Origin of the sequence: Streptomyces sp. NPDC057950 (genome assembly GCF_042887295.1) — a bacterium.
In the GTDB taxonomy this organism is placed as follows: Bacteria; Actinomycetota; Actinomycetes; order Streptomycetales; family Streptomycetaceae; genus Streptomyces; species Streptomyces kaempferi.
Genome location: NZ_JBHVPP010000016.1, coordinates 133,767 through 152,666, shown reverse-complemented (window position 1 = coordinate 152,666; position 18,900 = coordinate 133,767). Strand labels below are relative to the sequence as shown.

General features: G+C 71.5%; 11 protein-coding genes. 2 read left to right on the top strand and 9 right to left on the bottom strand.

Features of this window, described 5'->3' with window-relative positions; all coding sequences use genetic code 11:
* Positions 1–584 precede the first annotated feature (584 nt).
* The 5 genes from rph to ACFVTC_RS25850 form a co-directional block, all read right to left on the bottom strand.
* Entirely contained in the window at positions 585–3,182 is a 2,598-nt protein-coding gene (gene rph, locus ACFVTC_RS25870) for a rifamycin-inactivating phosphotransferase (protein ID WP_390130765.1), read from the bottom strand.
* A gap of 442 nt (positions 3,183–3,624) precedes the next feature.
* Positions 3,625–4,269 carry a dihydrofolate reductase family protein gene (locus ACFVTC_RS25865; protein ID WP_390130763.1) on the bottom strand — a complete coding sequence of 215 codons (645 nt, stop codon included), beginning with the start codon at positions 4,267–4,269 and terminating at the stop codon, positions 3,625–3,627.
* 175 nt (positions 4,270–4,444) lie between these two features.
* Positions 4,445–5,035, bottom strand: coding sequence for a malonic semialdehyde reductase (locus tag ACFVTC_RS25860; RefSeq protein WP_390130762.1), 591 nt, complete (start codon positions 5,033–5,035; stop codon positions 4,445–4,447).
* A gap of 11 nt (positions 5,036–5,046) precedes the next feature.
* On the bottom strand, positions 5,047–5,448 hold the full coding sequence (locus ACFVTC_RS25855) for a hypothetical protein (protein WP_390130760.1): 402 nt from the start codon (positions 5,446–5,448) through the stop codon (positions 5,047–5,049).
* Between the two features lie 280 nt (positions 5,449–5,728).
* The gene (locus ACFVTC_RS25850) at positions 5,729–8,632 is read right to left on the bottom strand and encodes an AAA family ATPase (RefSeq protein WP_390130758.1); all 2,904 of its coding nucleotides are present in this window, start codon (positions 8,630–8,632) and stop codon (positions 5,729–5,731) included.
* A 159-nt stretch (positions 8,633–8,791) separates the two neighbouring features.
* Here ACFVTC_RS25850 and ACFVTC_RS25845 point away from each other — a divergent pair, with 159 nt between their 5' ends.
* The gene (locus tag ACFVTC_RS25845) at positions 8,792–10,321 is read left to right on the top strand and encodes a 4-hydroxyphenylacetate 3-hydroxylase family protein (protein WP_390130756.1); all 1,530 of its coding nucleotides are present in this window, start codon (positions 8,792–8,794) and stop codon (positions 10,319–10,321) included.
* Positions 10,322–10,382: 61 nt separating this feature from the next.
* On the opposite strand, the gene ACFVTC_RS25840 is transcribed toward ACFVTC_RS25845, so the two are convergent.
* The 4 genes from ACFVTC_RS25840 to ACFVTC_RS25825 all read right to left on the bottom strand — a co-directional run bounded on the left by ACFVTC_RS25840 (position 10,383) and on the right by ACFVTC_RS25825 (position 15,848).
* Positions 10,383–12,602, bottom strand: a complete 2,220-nt coding sequence (locus ACFVTC_RS25840; protein WP_390130755.1) for a LuxR C-terminal-related transcriptional regulator — start codon at positions 12,600–12,602, stop codon at positions 10,383–10,385.
* Between the two features lie 351 nt (positions 12,603–12,953).
* Complete coding sequence (locus tag ACFVTC_RS25835; protein ID WP_390130754.1) at positions 12,954–13,424, bottom strand: flavin reductase family protein; 471 nt, start codon at positions 13,422–13,424, stop codon at positions 12,954–12,956.
* Positions 13,425–13,852: 428 nt separating this feature from the next.
* Entirely contained in the window at positions 13,853–14,722 is an 870-nt protein-coding gene (locus ACFVTC_RS25830) for a dioxygenase (RefSeq protein ID WP_390130752.1), read from the bottom strand.
* Positions 14,715–15,848, bottom strand: a complete 1,134-nt coding sequence (locus ACFVTC_RS25825; protein WP_390130750.1) for a maleylacetate reductase — start codon at positions 15,846–15,848, stop codon at positions 14,715–14,717. The genes ACFVTC_RS25830 and ACFVTC_RS25825 overlap by 8 nt, the downstream gene beginning before the upstream one ends.
* Before the next feature lie 870 nt (positions 15,849–16,718).
* On the opposite strand from ACFVTC_RS25825, the gene ACFVTC_RS25820 reads away from it, so the two are divergent.
* Positions 16,719–18,893, top strand: coding sequence for a SpoIIE family protein phosphatase (locus ACFVTC_RS25820; protein WP_390130748.1), 2,175 nt, complete (start codon positions 16,719–16,721; stop codon positions 18,891–18,893).
* Positions 18,894–18,900: the final 7 nt, after the last annotated feature.

The window sequence follows — 18,900 nt, the reverse complement described above, 5'->3', positions numbered from 1 at the left end:
CACGGTCCGCGTGTGCCCGTGTGCCCGTGTGTTCGCGGGCACGGTGATCGGCTGGTCCCGAGTCCTGCCGCCGGTAGTCGTCCATCGCCGCCGGGAAGGATCGGAGCACTTGGCGCCTTCCCCACGCCCTGTGGCCGGATGGGGGCGTGGTGCAGACCACATCGCACGAATTTCGGCTCGCCCTGCAAGAAGGCAGCGGCTCGGAGGCGGGCACAGTGCCTCACACCGCCCGCAGCGGGTTGTGGCCGCGACCGTTGCCCTCTCCGCCATGGTGAGCGGGTGCGTAGCCCTCGCGGCAGGAACCGGCCACGGTGAGCGGATGTCCGTGCGGGAGGACGACGCGAACGCGGGACAGGAGACACGTACTCGGGAGCCGTCCGCATCCCCCACTACCGGTCCACCGGTGACGCCGGTCCCGAGGAAGCTCCCTGGTGTGGGGCCCGGCTGCGCATCCTCGACCCCGCTCAGCACCCGGTGATCGTCATGGGAGACGCGGCCTCGCTCACCGCCTGAGGACAACCGGTCGTCAACCGCCCCGCGCCGGTGGGTCGGCAGCTACGGATGAGGCTTCTCGGTGTGGTCGGTCACGGCAGGAACTCGACGTACCCGTCGGTGCCGTGCACCCGGATCCGCTGCCCGTCCCGGATCAGCCGGGTGGCCCGGTCCACGCCGACGACGGCCGGCAAACCGTACTCCCTGGCGATCACAGCGCCATGGGTCATCAGGCCGCCCACCTCCGTCACCAGGCCCGCGATCCCGACGAACAGCGGCGACCAGCTGGGGTCCGTGAAGGTCGTGACCAGGATGTCGCCCGCCTCGAGATCGGCCTGCGCCATGTCGAGGATGACGCGGGCCCTTCCCTCGATGGTCCCGGCGGAGACCGGCAGGCCGCTCAGGGCGCCCGGCGGCACGTCGTCGCGCCGGTACGCCCCGGTGACGGCCTCACCGTCCGATGTGAGCACCCGGGGTGGTGTGAGCGCGTGGTACGACCGGAACGCCTCCTTGCGCTGCTGGATGAGCCGGCCGTCCACCCGGTTCGAGCGCACGACGTCGTGGAGTTCCTGGAACGTGAGGTAGAAGATGTCCTCCCGCTCAGGGAGCACGTCGGCCCGCACGAGGCGCTCGGCCTCCGCCAACAGGGCCTGCTTGTAGACGAAGTAGCGGCTGATGATGCCGTACTTCGGATATTCCCGGTACCCGATGAAGGTCCTGACCCGGTCGATCATCCGCTGGGCCTCTTCGGCTTTCCGGTCCCCGTCCGGGAGGGCCCGCAGGCGTGACAGCACGTCCTGTTCCTTCTCCTGCGCCTTCTGCCGCCCTTGCGCGAAGCGCCGCCCGGCGGCGCCCGGCTCGAAGTTCCTGACGTTGTCGAGGATCACTGGCACGAGCGTGGTGGGACGCTCGCTCCACCGTGGCCTCGTGATGTCGATCTCGCCGACGCAGCGCATGCCGTACCTGTCGAGGTAGGACTCGATGGCGTCGCGCGCCTCGGTCCCGCCCGCGAGCTTCGACAGTTCGTCCAGGAAGCCCTCGTCCTCGACACTCCGCAGGAAGGCCACCACCTGCGGCCACGGGCGGATCACGTCCGCGACATCGAGCAGCGCCAGTCCCATCTCCGACGTGACGTTGCCCGGCGCCGACAGCGTGAGCGTGTCAGCCGCGTTCTTCTCGCCCAGCCACTCCCCCAGCTTGTCGTTGAGCCACCAGGTGGCCTCCATCCCCGCCATGATCGCCTGCATGCTCAGCGGATCACCGAGGACGCGCTTGTGCTCCTGGAATGCCTCCAGCAGGAAGTCGAACAACGCCGGTCCGGTCTTCGTCCGGATGTCGCGCTCCAGGGCCGCGGTGGACGTCCGGCTACGCTCGACCAGCTCGGTGACGATGGCCGGATCGGTCTCGATCGAGGCGGAGGCACGGGCGGGCGGCGGCCCGCCGGGACCCGTGTCCGGGAGCGCCGGGACGAAACCGTCGCGCTCGAGGACGGTCTCCAGAGCGTCCCTGACCAGCGGATCGCCTCTCCCCATGACGTCCAGGAGGGCAGCGCGGCCCGCGGGCGAGGCCAGGCGCCGGGCGACGTCGACGAACAGTCTCCCGCCGGCCTCGTGCATCGGCGCCATGGCCGTCAGCTGCCACATGGACACGCCCAGAGGCTTCATGGGATCGGTCATCATCTGCTGATGACCGACGGAGACGTAGACGTGGTTCTCCTGGTCGCCGCTCTCCGGGATGGGGAACAGCGTCGTGATCGGCCGGCTCTGAACGATCTCGAATTCGTCATCGACCAGGCACCATTCGATGTCCTGCGGGCGACCGAAGCGCGCTTCGATCCGCCGCCCGAGCCGCACGAGCTCCAGGGCCTGCGCGTCCGTCAGCGCCGGCTGCTCCTGGAGCCGCGAGTCGATCGCCACCTCCTCCGTACCTCCGGCGGGCAGGGCGTGAACGGCACGCTGTTTGACGGCGATCGCCCTGGTGACGACTTCGCCGTGTCGCACCTTGAAGACGTCCGGGTTCACCAGGCCGGAGACCAGAGCCTCGCCGAGGCCGAAGCCGGCGTCCACGGTGGCGACCTTCCGGTTGCCCGTGACGGGGTCCGCCGTGAACAGGACGCCGGCCGCCCGCGGGAAGACCATCTGCTGCACGACCACGGCCATGTGGACCGCGCGGTGGTCGATACCGTTGCGCCGGCGGTAGGTCACCGCCCGCTCGGTGAACAGTGAGGCCCAGCACCGGCTGACGTGCTGGAGGATCGCCGTCGGCCCCACGACGTTCAGGTACGTGTCCTGCTGGCCGGCGAAGGAGGCCGTCGGCAGGTCCTCCGCCGTCGCGCTGGACCGGACGGCGTAGGCGGCCCGCTCGCCGAGCCGGGCGAGCGCGCGGGTGATCGCGTCGGAGAGATCGTCCGGGACGGCGATCTCCTCGATGGTCCGGCGGATCTGCGCGCCGAGCGTGCGGATCGCCTCCCCGTCGTCCGGGTCCAGGCGCGACAACCGGTCGAGCCGCTCGTCGATCGACGGCACGCCGGCCATGATCCGCCGGAAGGCGTCCGTCGTCACGCAGAAGCCGGCCGGCACACGGATGCCTTCGATCCGCGACAGCCCGCCCAGATGGGCACCCTTGCCGCCGACGGCCGCGACCGGCATGCCGTCGACCTCTTGGAGATCCCACACGTACTGCTCGATCATCGCGACACCTCCGAGGCGGCCGTGTTCCCTCGCACCGCCGCGACCGATCGGATCACCGGCGCCTCCCGCTCCGTCGAACCTCTCGCCGGGCACGTCCTCCCTCTTGCCGAGCACGTCCCCGTCCCCGCCGCCCCGAGTGCTCGCGGCCGCGGCGGCCGGTCCCGCCACTGGTTCGACGTCACCGCGTCCCCGTTACGTCGACAACACACACGCACGTAGTGCTCCCCGTTTCCGCTGGTTGTGGCATCGGCCGACGATTCTGCGCCGCACCGGGGGGCTTGTGGCAAGCCCCCCGGTGCGCTATATCTTGAGAGTGGCAAGGAGACCGAGTTCTCCTTGCCTTCGTTTTTGTCGTCCAGGGGATGGACCGACACGGTTCTCGCGCAGCGGCGGCGCGCGGGAGGCCGGTGCCGAGGATGTGGTGGTGCTCCTCGGGGCGGTTTCAGTCGTCGCGCCCGGCACCACGATCGGGTGCGCTCATGTCCCCGGTCCTGGGCGTGCCGTCGGCGAGCCCGTAACGCAGGTACACGGTGCCTTTCGGACCGGCTGCCGGCGGTTCGAGGAGTGTGAGGTTCGTGGGCACCGCGCCACCGTCGAACACCTTCTTCCCGACGCCGAGCACGACCGGGTGCACCCAGAGGTCGAGACGGTCGAAGAGTTTCTCGCGCAGGAGGGTCTGCACCAGGTCCAGGCTCCCGACGACCTTCACGTGCTCGTGCCGGTCACGCATCTCGCGCACCGCGCCGGGCAGATCCGGGCCGAGCTGAGTGGACCCGGCCCACGAGAGGTCGGGCCTGCCGCGGGAGGCCACGTACTTCGGGACGCTGTTGAAGAGCGTGGCGATCCCGTTGTCCTCGCCGCCCTCCTGGTACGGCCAGTAGGCGGCGAAGATGTCGTACGTCCGCCGGCCGAGCAGAAGGGCGTCCGTGCCCTCGTACGCCGCACCGATCTGCGCCCCCGAGACCTCGTCCACCAGTGGCGCCTGCCAGCCGCCGAACGGGAACCCCACCGGGTCCTCTTCAGGACCGCCCGGCGCCTGCCCGACGAGGTCGAGGGTCGCGAACAGCTCGATATGGATGAGGCCCATGCCTTGCTCCCGATGAGTCGGTCGACTTGGTCGGAAGGTAGACCCGTGGACTCCGTCGGACTCATCGCCGCGTCGGCAACCACCTTCGCAGTCACCGAGCCCAGCGCCGGGCGAAGCCGACGGAACAAGACGCTCTTGGGCGAGGGTGCGCCGCCGGCCGACCGTCATCCCCCGGTCAGACGGTGGTGACCACCTGCTCGTAGGCCAGCCGTGGAGAGCGTGCGAACCACGCGTCCTCCCCCGGTCTGCCGATGTTGACGACGGCGAGGACCGAGTGCTCGCCGTCGCTGAAGAACTCCTTGTCGATGCCCTCCGCGTCGAAACCGGTCATCGGACCCGCGGCCAGGCCGGCGGCGCGGACGCCGATGACGAAGTAGCCCACCTGCAGGGACGCGTTCAGCCTCGCGGACGGTTCGCGGACCGCTCGCTCGACGAAGAGGCTCTTGGCCTGCGGGAAGTGCGGGAACTGAGTGGGCAGTTCCTCGTGGAACTCGAGGTCCGCGGCGAGGATGGCGACGAGCGGGGCGGCCGCTGTCTTCTTGCGGTTGCCTTCGGACAGGTACCCGACCAGACGCTCGCGCGCCTCGGCGGAACGGACCAGCACGATACGCAGCGGCTGCTGGTTCATGGAGGTGGGGCCGTACTTGACCAGGTCGTAGATGGCCTCGACCTGGTCGTCCGTCACCGGCTCGTCGGTGAAGGTGTTGGCGGTCCGTGCCTCCCTGAACAGGAGGTCCTGGGCGGCGGAATCGAGTGTGAGGGACATGGTGAACCTCTTCAGGGTCGAGTGTCTGTGGTTTCTGGGTGCCGGCGAACTGCGAAGCAGAGGAACTGGGCGCTGACACCCAGCAGGTACACGGCGGTCGTGGTCGTCCCGACGAGCCCCCACAGGAGGGGCCCTGAACAGCACCGGGCCAGCAACAGACCGGCCAGTGCGGCACAGGCCGCCATCGGCAGGTGGAAGGCCGCCCAGATCCGCGTGCCTGCCGGAGCGGAATTGCCCGGCGTCATGGACGCGCCGCCGTGTGCGACAGCGGCCAGTGCGACGAAGGCGCACGTCGCGCCGGCAAGGAGCGCCAGGACGTCGGCTTTCCCCGGGGCGCCACGGTCGGACGACGTCACCGCGGTGGCTGTCCACAGCGCCAGGGTGTAGCCGTGCGGGGCCGCGCTCGCGCTCACAGCGTCCCGGAGTCGGCCGCGGTATCCGCGCTGCGGGCCGGTACGGGCACCGGGTCCGGCCGTCCTGGGCTGTGGCCGGCTATCCGTCCGCGACATGGATGACGGCCTCGCCATGCGCGTGCTCCGTCTCGGGCACCCCGTACGCCGGGCGGGCCCGGACGGAGTGGGGTGCGTCGCGGTGCGTCGTGTTCATGAGGCGGTCACCTCCCGATGAGCGACGGTGCCGTCCTGGAGGCCACGCCGTTGCTGCCAGCATCACGGGTGGTGCGGGAGTCGGGCGTCACCCATTCAAGGGATCCTTGCCGTCGCGTCCGACGGTCGGTGCACCGCTTCGGTCGGCTCCGTCGGCGCTGATGGCCCCCTCGATCGCCAGTCGGGTCAGCTCGACCCGCGAGTTGATGCCGAGCTTGGTGAAGATGTGCTTCATGTGCGTGTTGACGGTGTGCACGGACACGTACAACTGGTCGGCCATCGCCCGGTTGGTGAGGCCCTCGACGACGAGCGGGATCAGTTTCCGTTCGGATTCGGTCAGGCTTCCCAGTCCCGGGGGGCCGGCCGTGTGGATCCGTACGGGTGCGGTGCGCACACCGAGCCGGCGCAGGCGCCCCCTGATCCGTTCCTGGTCGCGCCCGGCTCCCGAGGCCGCTGCCAGCCGGCCTGCTTCCTCGAAGTACGGGACCGCCGGTGTCGTGCCGGCCGATTCCGCCATGAGTTCGCCGAGGTCCTCGCAGGCCGCCGCCAGGGCCAACGGCCTGCCGGTGCTCCGGTAGGCCGTGATGGCGGACTCCAGCGCACCGAGGTCGCCGTGGAGCAGGCCGTCCACATGGGCGCGGACCGCCCCGATGATCTGCCGGCTCTCGTCCTGTGCGGCCAGGCCGCCCAGGGCGCCGGACACGGCCCGCGCGAGCGACGGGTCCGCGGCGCGGAGCGCGATGCGTACGATGCCGGGCCAGTGGGACGGGGGCACCGCCAGCAGCCGCGCCGGCTCAGGGCTCTGGAAGCCTGCCGTGAGTGCCGCCGCCGCTTCGCCGTTCGCGCCCTCCGCGTCCGCCAGTCCGGCGCGCGCGAGAGACACCCAAGGGCCGTACCGCTGCGCCGTGTTCGTGCCGAAAACGGTGTCGGCGGCGCGTAGGTGGTCCCTGGCCCTGGTGAGGTCACCGCGTCTGATCTCCACCAACGCCAGTACGGAGCGGGCCTGCGGGTTCTGCAGTGTGATCTCGAGTTCGGCCGCCACCATCAGGCTGGCCTCGGCCTCCACGGCCGCGTCGTCCAGCGCCCCCTGTTCGAGGAGTGCGCAGGCACGGGCGGCATGCCAGTGGGGCAGTGACCAGCCCAGGCCCAGTGCCTCCGCTTCACGCTGTCCCTCCCGCAGGATCCGCTCGGTGTCCGCGAGCCGGTCGGTGGCGGTGAGCACGGTCGCCAGCCACAACGCCGGGATCCGCGGGGGCCGCAGGTAGAGCGCGGCGGACTGGGTGGCGGCGCGTCGGGTGGCTGCCTCGGCGAGCTCGAGGGCGCGGGCCATCCGTCCTCGGTAGAAGGACGTCTGCGACTGGAACACCATGGCGCTGACGACGACGGCCGGGTCATGGCTGCGGTAGGAGACATCGACCAGCCAGGGGCCGGTCTGCTCGGCAGCGGCGATGTCTCCGAGGTACACATGGCCCGTGGCCTTGGTCTTCAGCAGCCGGACGCGCAGGTCGGACGGCAGCGCGGGAAGGTCCAGGGCCCGCTGGAGGTGGGTCATCGCGGCGGCGTCGTCGCCGGCGGCCTGGTGGATCTCGGCGGCCACCAGGCGCAGGTTCGCCTCCTGGAGCGGCTCGAGGCCTTCCGGCAGGGTGGCGTCGACCAGGTCGAGCGCCTCGTGAACCCGGCGGGTCCTGCCCAGATACTCGGCGGCGCCGGTCAGCAGGGTGATGCGGCGGGGGTCGTGCGGGGGCAGCAGTCCGGCGACCCGCTGGGCCAGGTCCGCGGCCGCGTCGGGCGCGGACGACGACAGTTCCCGTACGGCCGTGGTCAGTGTGGTCACGGCATCGTCGTCGACCGGGCCGCCCGACATGACGACGTGCCAGGCCACCTCCGCCGATCGTGCTCCGATGCCGCGCAGACTGTCGGCCGCTTCCCGGTGCAGAGCCATGCGTACGGCCAGGGGCAGGTTCTCGTGGACGGCCTGCCGGATGAGGTCGTGGCGGAAGGCGAGTCGCGGGCCGTCGGCCGAGAGCAGACCGGCGCGCAGGGCGCCCTCGACACCCGACAGCAGGCTGCCGACCTGTCGGCCGAGCATGCGGGCGGCCGTGCCGAGGTCGAATTCGCGGCCGAGGACGGACCCGATCTGGAGCAGGCGTACGGCATCCTCGGGGAGCATGTCCAGCCGCGCCGCGATGCTCCGCCGGAAACTGACGGGTATTCCGTCGTGCAGGAGGCTCGCCTCGCCCGCCTCCGTTCTGGCGGAATCCGTGTCGGCGAACGCGCGGACCAGCTCGATGGCCAGGAAGGGATTTCCCGCGACGGCTCGCAGGAGCCTGGCCAGACCGGGTGACGGCCTCGTCCCGAGGACGTCTGCCGCGATGTCCTGCAGGTCCCCCAGTGGCAGGGGGCCGAGGGTCAGCCAGCGGGCTCCGAGGCGTTCGAGGTCGTCCCGCACCCTGGCCACGGTGGGTCGCTCGGTGTCCGACCGTACGGCCAGCACCCACAGGATCCGTGAGGCGTCCAGACGTCCGGGCAGGGTGCGGAGGACGAAGAGCGTGGCCGGGTCGGCCCATTGCGCGTCGTCCACGAGAACCGCCACCGGGGCGTGCTGAGCCCGGTCCTCCAGAGCGTCCGTGATGCTGTCCAGCAGCCAGAGACGCTGGTCGTCGGTGGCCGCGGCGGCTCGGTGGGAACCGTCGGAGGACTGCAGCGCGGACTGCAGTGCGGCTCCCGCCGCGTACTGGTCGAGTTCGTCGGCCCGTACCGACACCACGTCGAACCCGGACCGCCGCCCCATCTCGTCCAGTTCCCTGAGCAGCCGGCTCTTGCCGACGCCCGGCGCGCCTTCCACCACGACGCAGGCCCCTCGTCCGCCACGCACCGTGTCCAGGGCTTCACGGACAGCGGTGATCTCGCGGTCCCGTCCTCGCAGGCGCAGGCCGGTCAGAGCGTGGTTCCCGCGCCCGCCCGCCTGGGCGCCGGCGTCTGTGCTGCTCATGGGGCAAGCATCGCTCACGGCCGCGTCCACCCTCAACGCCGGTTTCCCGGTGACCGCCGGTTTCACCCGGGTGATCGTCGGCCGCACGCCGTCCTGTCACCCCGTCGCGACGCACGCTCCGTGGCATCCGGATCTCTTGCCCCTGGAGAGGAGCACGACGTGCGTACAGGCAAGGAATACCTGGCAGCGCTGAACGACGGCCGCAAGGTGTGGGTGGGTGACGAGCTCGTCGACAACGTGGCCACGCACCCGAAGACCAGGGCGTACGCCCAGAGCCTCGCGGCCTTCTACGACCTGCACCACCGCCCCGATCTCCAGGACGCCATGACGTTCGTGGACGAGGGTGGCGTGCGGCGGTCCATGACGTGGTTCGAGCACCGTTCCAAGGAGGACCTGCGGCGTAAGCGCCACTACCTGGAGACGGTGCAGCGGGAGCTCGGCGGCGGGGCGATCCCGCGTACACCGGACGTCAACAACTACGTCCTGCTGACCTACGTCGACGACCCGGAGCCGTGGAGCAGCCAGTCCGTCGGGACCGGTGGGAGGGACCTCACCGAGGGGATCCTAGACTTCTGGAACGTGGTACGGGACGGTGACCTCAACGCCACGCCGGCCTTCGTCGACCCCCAGGCGGACCGCTCGCGCGATTCCGCCCAGGCCGAGTCGCCCGCCCTGCGGGTGGTCGCCACGTCGGACGAGGGCATCACCGTGCGGGGTGTGAAGGCGATCAGCACCGGCGCTGCCTTCGGCGACTGGATCCACATCGGCGTCTTCTACCGCCCCGGAATCGTCGCGGAACAGATCATCTACGGGGCGGTGAAGCCCGACACCCCCGGGGTCACCATCATCTGCCGGGAGAGCAACGTCCACGACGGCGAGGAGATCGAGCACCCGCTCGCCTCGCGGGGTGACGAGCTGGACAGCGTCATCGTGTTCGAGGACGTGTTCATCCCCTGGAACCGCGTCTTCCACATCGGTAACCCCCAGCACGCGGCGCTGTACCCGCAGCGTGTCTTCGACTGGCTGCACTACCACTCGCTGGTGCGTGCGATGGTGAAGGCCGAGCTGATGCTCGGCCTGGCCCTGCTGATCACCGAGCACATCGGCACCTACCAGCTGCCGCCGGTCCAGGCCCGGGTCGCCCGGTTCGCCGGCTTCCACCAGACGCTCAAGGCGCATACGGTCGGTTCCGAGGACGAGGGGTTCTTCACCCCCGGCGGCATCTTCAAGCCGAACGTCCTGATGTTCGACTTCGGGCGGGCGTACTACATCGAGCACATCACCGACATGGTCCACGAGCTCCTCGACCTGGCGGGTCGTTCCGCACTCATCTATCCGACCGAGGGGCAGTGGCGGCAGCCCGAACTGCGGCCGTGGCTGGAGGCGTTGCAGACCGGGCCGGTCGGCAGGCCCTACGACCGGCTCAAGATCAGCCGAGTGATCCGCGACATGTTCCTGTCCGACTGGGGCGGCCGCATCAGCACCTTCGAGAACTTCAACGGCACGCCTCTGCTCGCCATCCGGAGTCTCACCATGAAGCGCGCCGAGATGTCCCCGAGCGGCAGCATGGCCGACCTCGCGCGCAAGGTCTGCGGCATCGAGAGCGTGAGCGACGAGCAGGAGACCGTGTACACGGCTCAGGCGAACTACGCCCGGCGCCAGGACGCCGCACGCCCCGACGCCTCGTAGGCCGTGTCGCGAGGCGGGCGGGACTTTCGCAACACGCCCTGGCAAGGGGCCAGGGCCCGGATCAGAGCACACCGCACTCCCGGGCCCTGGCCACCGCACCGCCCCTGTCGTGCGCGTCGAGTTTGCGGAAGATCGCCCGTACCTGTGTCTTGACGGTGTTGTGGGACACGTAGAGCTCGGACGCGATCTCACGCAGGGTCAGCGGGCCGCACAGGGCACGGAGCACCCTCCGCTCCCCCACCGAGAGGTCCTGGGGGCGGGGGGTGGCGGGTGTCATGACCGTGTCCCCGTCCGTTCGGCCGAGCAGGTCCGTCAGTATCCCGGGCGCCTCGCACCGGGCCGCCGCCCGTTCGGCCGCCTCGCGGGCCTCTCGCGCCGCGTCCGTGTTGCGCCGCGCGCTCTCGAGCCGCGACCGCGTGAAGTGGCAGAGGGCGCGTACGTGGGGTTCGCCTCCCGGACGGGTGGAGCCCGCCAGCACCGCTTCCGCGGCGGCCAGGACCCGTTCGGCCTCCTCGGTCTCTCCCTCCTCCAGGAGCAGGGCGGCCCGGCCGATGTAGGCGGCCACGGAGACGAAGTGCCGGCCCAGCCCGAGGGACTCGACCGCCTCGACGGCCTCGTCACCGAGGACGCGTGCCAGTTCGTGCCGTCCGGACAGGAGCGCGCACAGCGTCCGCAGCCCCAGCGCGCGGACGAGCGCCAGTCCGTGCCCGGCGGCATGCGCGTCCCTGGTCGCCTCGGCGAGCAGCGCCTCCGCCTCCTCGTACCGGCAGGTCCACAGCAGCGCGGCACCGCGTGCCGCGCAGGCGAGGGCGCGCCAGGCGGTCAGCGGGAGGGTGCCTGCGACGGCGGCTTCGCCGAGACGGCCGGCGGTCAGCATCTCCCCCTTGAGGCAGCAGGCGACGACCTGAGCGACGGCCGCGGCGTCGGACACGGTGCCGCCTTCACCGATCGCCCGCGATCCCGTCTGCCTCAGCCGGGCCACGTCCAGCCAGCGCCGGGCCGTTTCCGGGGCGCCTCCCGAGAGAGCCGCCATCGCCGCCACGACGCACAGTCGCGCGTCGGCGGCGACCGTGCGGGCCGGCAGGAGGTCCAGCCACTGCGAGACCTGCGCGCCACGGCCTGCCGACACCGCCTTCTCCCAGCCGTCGAGAACCGACGCGACGGCCGAGGACTCGGCGCCGCCCAGCGTCCAGTGCCGTACGGCCGCGGTTGTCTCCCCCCGCCGGGAATACCACTGAGCCGCCGAACGGTGCAGGGACGCGACGGTGTCGGACCCCTCGGACCCCAGGACGTCCGACAGCAGCGCGGACAGTCCTGGGTGGTGCCGGTACACCGACGGATCGGCGGCTACGGGCACCAGCAGTTGCACGGTCCGTGCGAGCTCGCGCAGCAGTACGCCCGCCCGGTCCCCGGCCAGGGCCTGGCACGGCCCGGCACTCAATTCGTCGAGCACACTGGTGCGCAGCAGGAACCGGCGCTGTTCGGCGGTGAGCCGGTCGAGCACCTCGGTGGCCAGATACTCGGTGACGGCTTGGCCACCGCGGGCCAGATTCCCTTCCGTGGCGGCCTCGTTCGCCGGGCGGGCGAGGGTACGCCCCATGATGCAGAGCCCCGCCGCCCATCCCTCCGTGGCCTCGTAGAGCGAGCGCGAGGCGTCCTCCATCGGGGCGGACCCGAGGAGACCGGCGAGCAGGGCCTGTGCCTCCTCGGGGGTGAAGGCCAGTTCGTGCAGGGTGAGTTCGGCGATCAGCCCCCGGGCGCGCAGGGTCGGCAGAGGACTTCCGGGAATGTGCCGGGTCGACAGGACGACACGGAGACCGGGGGGAAGCCTGGTCAGGAAGTCGGCGAGGCTGCGCACCGCGTCGGCGTCCGTGATGGATTCCAGTCCGTCGAGGATCAGCGTGAGCGGTTCCTCCCCGCCCAGTCCGGTCACCAGGCCCGGCAGGATCTCCTCGATCCACGACTCGACCGTCCACCCGTCGCTGTCGAGGCGGCCGGGCAGGTTCGGTCGTACGTGGTGCACCGCTCGCAGGATGCAGGACCACAGCCGGCCCGGGGCGTTGTCGTACGCGTCCAGACTGAGCCAGGCGCACTCTCCACGGGCCGCCAGGACTTGCGACCATTCGGTCAGGAGCACCGTCTTCCCGGCACCGGCCGGCGCGGAGAGCACCACGACGGGCTCGGTCGCCGAGTCGAGCCGGCGCAGCAGGCGCGGGCGTGTCAGCAGATGCGGGGGCTGGGCCGGGGGATGCAGCTTGAAGGTCGCAACGGAGCTGGTCATGGCACTTTCCGTGGAGTCGTCGGGACGGGCGGAGCCCCCGACGCCCATGGCTCGCCTCGCGGGAGCCGGGCATCGGGGGCGGTGGTCCCGGCGGGCCGGTCATGGGCCCGGCGGCGGCCTGCTTCGAACGGCTGCCTCCAGGACCGCCGCCTTCAGGACCGGTGCCGCGGCGCTGGGGCGTGGGGGGGGGGGTGGGGGGGGCCGCCCGGCGGCCGCCGGGCGGCCGGCGCCCCCCCCCCTAAGGGGCGCGCGCCAACCCCGCGCCCTCCGCCGCCGGGGGCGGGGGGGGGGGGGGGGGGGGGTGGGCCGCGGCGCCCCCCCCCCGCCCCGGCGCCCACCCCCCCCCACGCCCTAGTACGCGGCCCTGAGCATGCCGAAGCCGCCCGCGAAGTGGAGCAGCGGTCGGCACTCCGCCTTGTGTGCCCAGTGGCGGACGTCGCCCACGAAGATGGTGTGGTCTCCCCCGGGGAGCGCCTCGGCTACGTCGCACACGACGGCCGCGATGGCGTCCTTCAGCACCGGCACGCCGTAGTCGTCGACGGTCTCGACGCCGGCGAACTTGTCCGCTTTGGAAGCGGCGAAGTTCCGTGCCAGGTGCTCGCTGTCCTCGCCGAGCACATTGACGGCGAAGCGGCCGTGCGCCGCGATCGCGGTCCGCGTGTAGAGGTGGTTGCCGATGCATACGAGCAGTTGGAGCGGGTCCAGCGAGAGGGCGGACACGGCGCTCGCCGTCATACCGATGGGTGTGCTTCCGGAGCACGTGGTGATCACGCTGACACCCGTGGCGAGCCGGCTCATCGTGGCTCGGAATTCGACTGTCATGTCAAGGGTTTCGGACATCGTAGGACCTCCGTGAACGTCGGACGAGCGTGGGCCTGTTGCACAGGTCAATGGATGAACTCACCGCCCCACCGGGTGGGTTGGCGGGTATGTCGTGAGGGCGGGGCGGGAGCGGGAGCGGCTGCCATGTGACGTGCGCGGAGTCGTCGCGTACGTGGTGGGCGGATCGCGCTTCGCCGAGTTCCGGGCGGAGTCGCGGGCCGGGGCGGTGCCGGGGGTCGCCACGGTCTGCCGTCCCGGCGGCGCAGCCGGTCGGCCAGGCGTCGGAAGTCGGCGGGCGGCTGGGGGCTGGGGGCTGGCGGCTGGCGGCTGGCGGCTGGTGACGGATGGCGGGTGACGGGTGGCTGGGGACCGGTGACGGATGGCGGGTGGCGGGTGGCGGGTGGCCGGCGCTCCGAGCCGTTTGGTCCTCAGGCCGCGGGGAGGGGTTCGAGGACGAAGGTGTGGCGCAGCAGCGTGTAGGCGACGTCGGTCAGCCCGCGGTAGGGCCCTGCGTCGGCCGCGTACGTGTCGTAGGACTCGAGGAGCGACTCCTTGACCCCGAACACCGGATCGCTGTCCAGGTACGGGTCGTCCGAGGGGAACAGCATGCTGGTCACGCGCTGGAATCCCGGAGCCTCGATCAGCAGGTGCACGTGGGCGGGACGCATGGGCGACCTGCTGGTCGCGTTCAGGAGTTCGCCGACCGGGCCGTCGGCCGGTATCGGGTAGCTGGACGGTCGGATGGAACGGAAGCTGAAGCGGCCCGTCCCGTCGGTACGGAAGAGGGCGCGCATGGCCGTGTCGACCTGGCCCGGCACGTCCACGTCGTAGTGGCCGTCGGAGTCGCTGTGCCAGACGTCCACCGCGGCGGCGGTCACCGGCGTTCCCTCGCGGTTCACGACCCGTCCCTCGAAGAACAGCGGGGTGCCGGGCAGGCCGGCGGAGATGTCGGCGGCGTCGGCGAGCCGCGGCCTGTCCTCCCTGAAGAAGGGGCCCAGGACGCTGTTCTGGGTGGCTTCGGCGGGGCGTCGGTTGCTCAGGGCGTCGACCAGCATCGTGACGCCCAACACGTCGGACAGCAGGATGAATTCCTGGCGCGTGGGTGTGCACATCTGCCCGGTGCACGTCAGGAAGTCGATTCCCCTGGCCCACTCCTCCTCCGTCAATTCGACGTCCCGGACGAAGTCGTGGAGATGCCGCACCAGCGATGCCAGGATCTCCGCGACGCGGGCGTCCTTGGTGTCCCGCATGGTCGCGATGACAGCATCGGTGATGGTGTCGCCGGTCAGATCACGCATGGCGCGCTCCCGTGGTGTCGGAGGGTTCGATGGCGGAGTCGGTCCGGGGATGTTCGTCGTCCGGTGGCGTCCACGGCGTCTCTCCGGCCCAGGCGCGGGTCAGGAGGGCACGGACGGCTGTCCGGTCCACCGGACGCGGATTCCAGTAGCCGTCCCGCACGATGAGTTCGACCGCCTCCTCGATCCCCGGTTCGGGCATGCCGAGGTCTCGCAGTGCCCTTGGGGCGCCGAGCCTTCCGGCGAAGTCGAAGAGGCCGCTCGCGGCGTCGTCCGCCGGCAGCGCCCGCGTGATGCGTGCCATGGCTTCGGGGGCCGCCGGCCCGTTGTAGGCGACGACGTGGGGCAGGACGACCGTGTGGGTCTCGGCGTGCGGGAGTCCGAAGGTGCCGCCCAGCACGTGGCACACCTTGTGGTGCAGGGCCATGCCCACCGTGCCGAGGCAGGTGCCCGCAAGCCACGCCCCGTACAGCGCGTCGGTCCGTGCCTCGTGGTCGTCCGGCCGCCGCGCGAGAACCGGAAGGGACCGGGCGAGAGAGTCGAGAGCCTCACCGGCCATCAGGAAGGCGATCGGGTCCCGGCCCTGTGCGTAGAGGGCCTCCACGGCGTGCGCCATCGCGTTGACGCCGCTGACCACCGATGGCGCCGCGGGGAACGTGAGCGTCAGGTCGACGTCGTAGACCACCGTGTCGGGCATCGCCTCCGACAGCCGCCGGGTGGTCTTCCTGCGGCCTTCGGTCTCTCCGAGGATCGGCGTCATCTCGGAGCCGGCGTAGGTGGTGGGCAGGGCCAGTTGCGGGAGACCGGTCCGGACGGCGATCGCCTTGCCGAGGCCGATGGTCGATCCACCGCCGATGGCGAGGACACAGTCCGCTTCCACGGATCGGGCGTACGTGACCGCCTTGCGTGTGACCTCGACAGGAGTGTGCGGCGCCGCTTCGGCGAAGGTACCCACGGCTGCCGCACCCAGCAGGTCCCGCAACTCCGCCGCCTGGTCCTGCTGACCAGGTGTGCACAGGATGAGCACCCGACGGCATCCGAGGGCGTCGGCCTCCTCGGGGACTCGGCTGCGCGTCCCGCTGCCGAAGACCACCTTGGTTGTCTGTCCCTGATGCACGAACGTCTTCATGAGAATTTCCTCGGTCCCGACGATCCCGTGTTCATGGGGAAAGCGTCGGCACTCGGATGGTGCGCGTCAACGGAATCCGCGAGTGATAGCGGGAATCGGTGAGCGAATACCTTGTTCGCGCAACGCCCATCGGAGGAGCGGCCCGGGGATCACGGGCGATATCACCCGTCTGCGGGATGCCGGCGGGACGCCAGGGCGCTGGACCGTGGGCCCAGGTGTCGTCCGGGTGAGATGCGGGTGAGACGGACATGTCCACGGCGGACCCGCTGCGCCGCTCCCGCAATTCCCGGGACACCCACGGAAACATTACAGAACCTGGCCGCATTCTTGACATTGCGCGAAAAAGGGCGTCCGACGGGTCCGTTTCGGCGAGACTCGGAGTGAAAAAGGGCGACTGAATTGGTGGCCAAGGATTTGAAGGCGGTGCCGGGTGCGCCGCCGGAGGGTGCGACGTCGGCGGTGCGCGGGTTCGGGGGGAGCCGATCCCCCGGAGCACGCCGGCCGGCCGCACGCGCCCTTGGTCAACTCCTCGTCGACGCAGCAGCGTTGGACCCCTCCGGGATCGGTTCCGTGTGGCCGTCTGCCTGCGTGCCCATATGCCCATATGCCCGTATGCCCGTGTGCCCGTGTGACAGCACGAGCGCAGGGGCACCACCTGGATCACGGTCTGAGCGGGGGAAGCCATGCCGAAGCCGGGGCCGGAGCCGCCGACCCTGAGCCGGGGGCGGCGTGGCGGGGCGGGCGCGGCGGGGCGGCCGGAAGAGCCGGTGAGCCCGACGGCCGGACCACCCAGGCGGCGTAGCCGGACCTCCCCGACGGCGTGGCCGGCCTCCCGCGCGGGGCCGGCCGGTGCGGACGTAGGGTGCTGGTATGTGCGCCATACGGGAAGACGGTGCCGCACAGCCCCACGGGTCCCACCCCCCTGCGCCGAGCGAATCGGCACACCGCGCCGAGCTGGACAGGCTGCTGGAACTCGCCGTGCGTGACACGGGCGTGCACGCCGGAGCGGTCTTCCTGCTGACGTCCGACCGGCAGGCATTGCGACTGGAGGTGACCGCGGGCATCCCGGCGGAGTACCTCGCCCCCTGGTTCGGGGTGGCGCTGTCCAGTCCCGTTCCGGTGGCGGACGCGCTGCGCGAACGCAGGCTGGTCTGGCTCGGCGATCCCCAGGAGATCGCCCGGCGGTACCCGCGCGCGGCCATCGCCCTGCCGTACCACCACGCGGTGGCAGCGGCGCCGATCCTCACCGGCACCGCGGACTGGGGCGCGCTGCTGCTGATCTGGCCCGGCTCGGACACCGCCGGGCCCGCCGGCCCGAGCCCCGAGCGGGTCCGTGCCGCCGGCCGGCGCCTGGGGCGGTTCCTGCGTGACGCCGCCGGCACCGGCCACGCCGTCCGACCCGGACCGGCACCACGCAGCCTGCAGCAGCCGCCCGCCCGCAGCCGGGGGCCGGCCGAGGCACTGGCCGCGGCGGCCTTCGTCGAACGCCTGCCGGAGGGCAGCTGCTCCCTCGACCTCGAGGGCAGATTCACCTATGTCAGCGCCACCGCCGCCGCCCTCCTCGGCGGCAGCGTCCCCGATCTGATCGGCACGCACCCCTGGCAGTCGTTGTCCTGGTGCGCCGACCCCGCCTTCGAGGACCACTACCGCGCCGCCGTGGTGAGCCGGGAGCCCGGCTACTACACCGCCATGGCCCCGCCGGACCGGTGGCTCGCGTTCGAGCTCTATCCCGACGGATCCGGGGTGAGCATCCGCATCTCACCCACCGATCCGGACCGGGCCCCGCCGGGTGCGCCCGCGTGGACGGGGGCCCTCCAGGGCGAGCCGATCCGGCTGGGTGAGGTCTACCGGGTGCTGCACCTGGCCGCCGCCCTCTCCGAAGCCGTGGGCGTGTGCGACGTGATCGATCTGATCACCGAAGAGATGCTGCCGGCCTTCGGGGCCCGGACCGTCGCCCTGCTCGCCGCCGAGGACGGCCGCATGCGGGTCATGGGCTGCCGCGGATACCAGGCCCGGCTCCTGCAGCAGTTCGACGGAGCGCCGCTGACCTTCCCGGTACCCGCGGTCCGGGTCCTCGCCACCGGCGTGCCCAGTTTCTTCACCACCTTCGAAGAGCTGTCCCGGGCCTATCCCGCCGTCCTCCCCCAGGACGGTCTGCACGCCTGGGCCTTTCTGCCGCTGATCGCCTCCGGGCGCCCGGTGGGTTCGTGCGTGTTCGCCTTCGACAGTCCCCGCTCGTTCCCCGCCCGGCAGCGGGTCGTCTTCACCGCACTCGCGGGGCTGATCGCGCAGGCGCTGGAAAGGGCCCGCCTCTACGACACCAGCAAGGATCTCGCGCAGACCCTTCAGGCGGCCCTGCTCCCCGACTCGCTGCCCGACCTTCCGGGACTGGACGCGGCCGCCCGCTATCTGCCCAGCGTCCGCGGCATGGACATCGGCGGCGACTTCTACGACCTGGTCCGGGTGGACGACACCACCGCGGCCGCGGTCATCGGCGACGTCCAGGGCCACAACGCCACCGCCGCCGCACTCGTGGGCCGCGTCCGCCCCGCGATCCGCTCCCAGGCCCTCGCCGGGGCCACACCGGCGCACGCCCTCACACAGGCCAACCGTCTGCTGGTCGACATGGACCCGGGCCGGTTCGTCAGCTGCCTGTACGCCCATCTCGACCTCGCACATCATCGGGCCGTCCTGGCCACTGCCGGGCATCCCCCGCCGGTCGTGCGTCACCCGGACGGACACGCCGAGGTCCTCGCCCTGCCGCCCGGACTGCTGCTCGGCATCGACCCCGACGCGGACTTTCCCACCACCGAGATCCCGCTGCCACCCGGGACCGTCCTCGCCCTGTACACCGACGGACTCGTCGAGACGCCCGGAGTCGACCTGGACGCCGCCATGAGCGGGCTCGCCGTCCAACTCGCCCAGGCAGACCGGCCCCAGCCCATGGACCGCCTCGCCACAGCCCTGATCGACGATGCGCGACGGACCGCGACCCGGACGGACGACATCGCCCTGCTGCTCATCGGGCTCGTCGCCGCCGGATAGGACACCC

What these genes read in the sequence shown, in the direction of transcription:
- rph (WP_390130765.1), bottom strand. Translation starts at nt 3,182, where the DNA reads ATGATCGAGCAGTACGTGTGGGATCTCCAAGAGGTCGACGGCATGCCG.
- ACFVTC_RS25865 (WP_390130763.1), bottom strand. Translation starts at nt 4,269, where the DNA reads ATGGGCCTCATCCATATCGAGCTGTTCGCGACCCTCGACCTCGTCGGG.
- ACFVTC_RS25860 (WP_390130762.1), bottom strand. Translation starts at nt 5,035, where the DNA reads ATGTCCCTCACACTCGATTCCGCCGCCCAGGACCTCCTGTTCAGGGAG.
- ACFVTC_RS25850 (WP_390130758.1), bottom strand. Translation starts at nt 8,632, where the DNA reads ATGAGCAGCACAGACGCCGGCGCCCAGGCGGGCGGGCGCGGGAACCAC.
- ACFVTC_RS25840 (WP_390130755.1), bottom strand. Translation starts at nt 12,602, where the DNA reads ATGACCAGCTCCGTTGCGACCTTCAAGCTGCATCCCCCGGCCCAGCCC.
- ACFVTC_RS25835 (WP_390130754.1), bottom strand. Translation starts at nt 13,424, where the DNA reads ATGACAGTCGAATTCCGAGCCACGATGAGCCGGCTCGCCACGGGTGTC.
- ACFVTC_RS25830 (WP_390130752.1), bottom strand. Translation starts at nt 14,722, where the DNA reads ATGCGTGATCTGACCGGCGACACCATCACCGATGCTGTCATCGCGACC.
- ACFVTC_RS25825 (WP_390130750.1), bottom strand. Translation starts at nt 15,848, where the DNA reads ATGAAGACGTTCGTGCATCAGGGACAGACAACCAAGGTGGTCTTCGGC.
- ACFVTC_RS25820 (WP_390130748.1), top strand. Translation starts at nt 16,719, where the DNA reads ATGTGCGCCATACGGGAAGACGGTGCCGCACAGCCCCACGGGTCCCAC.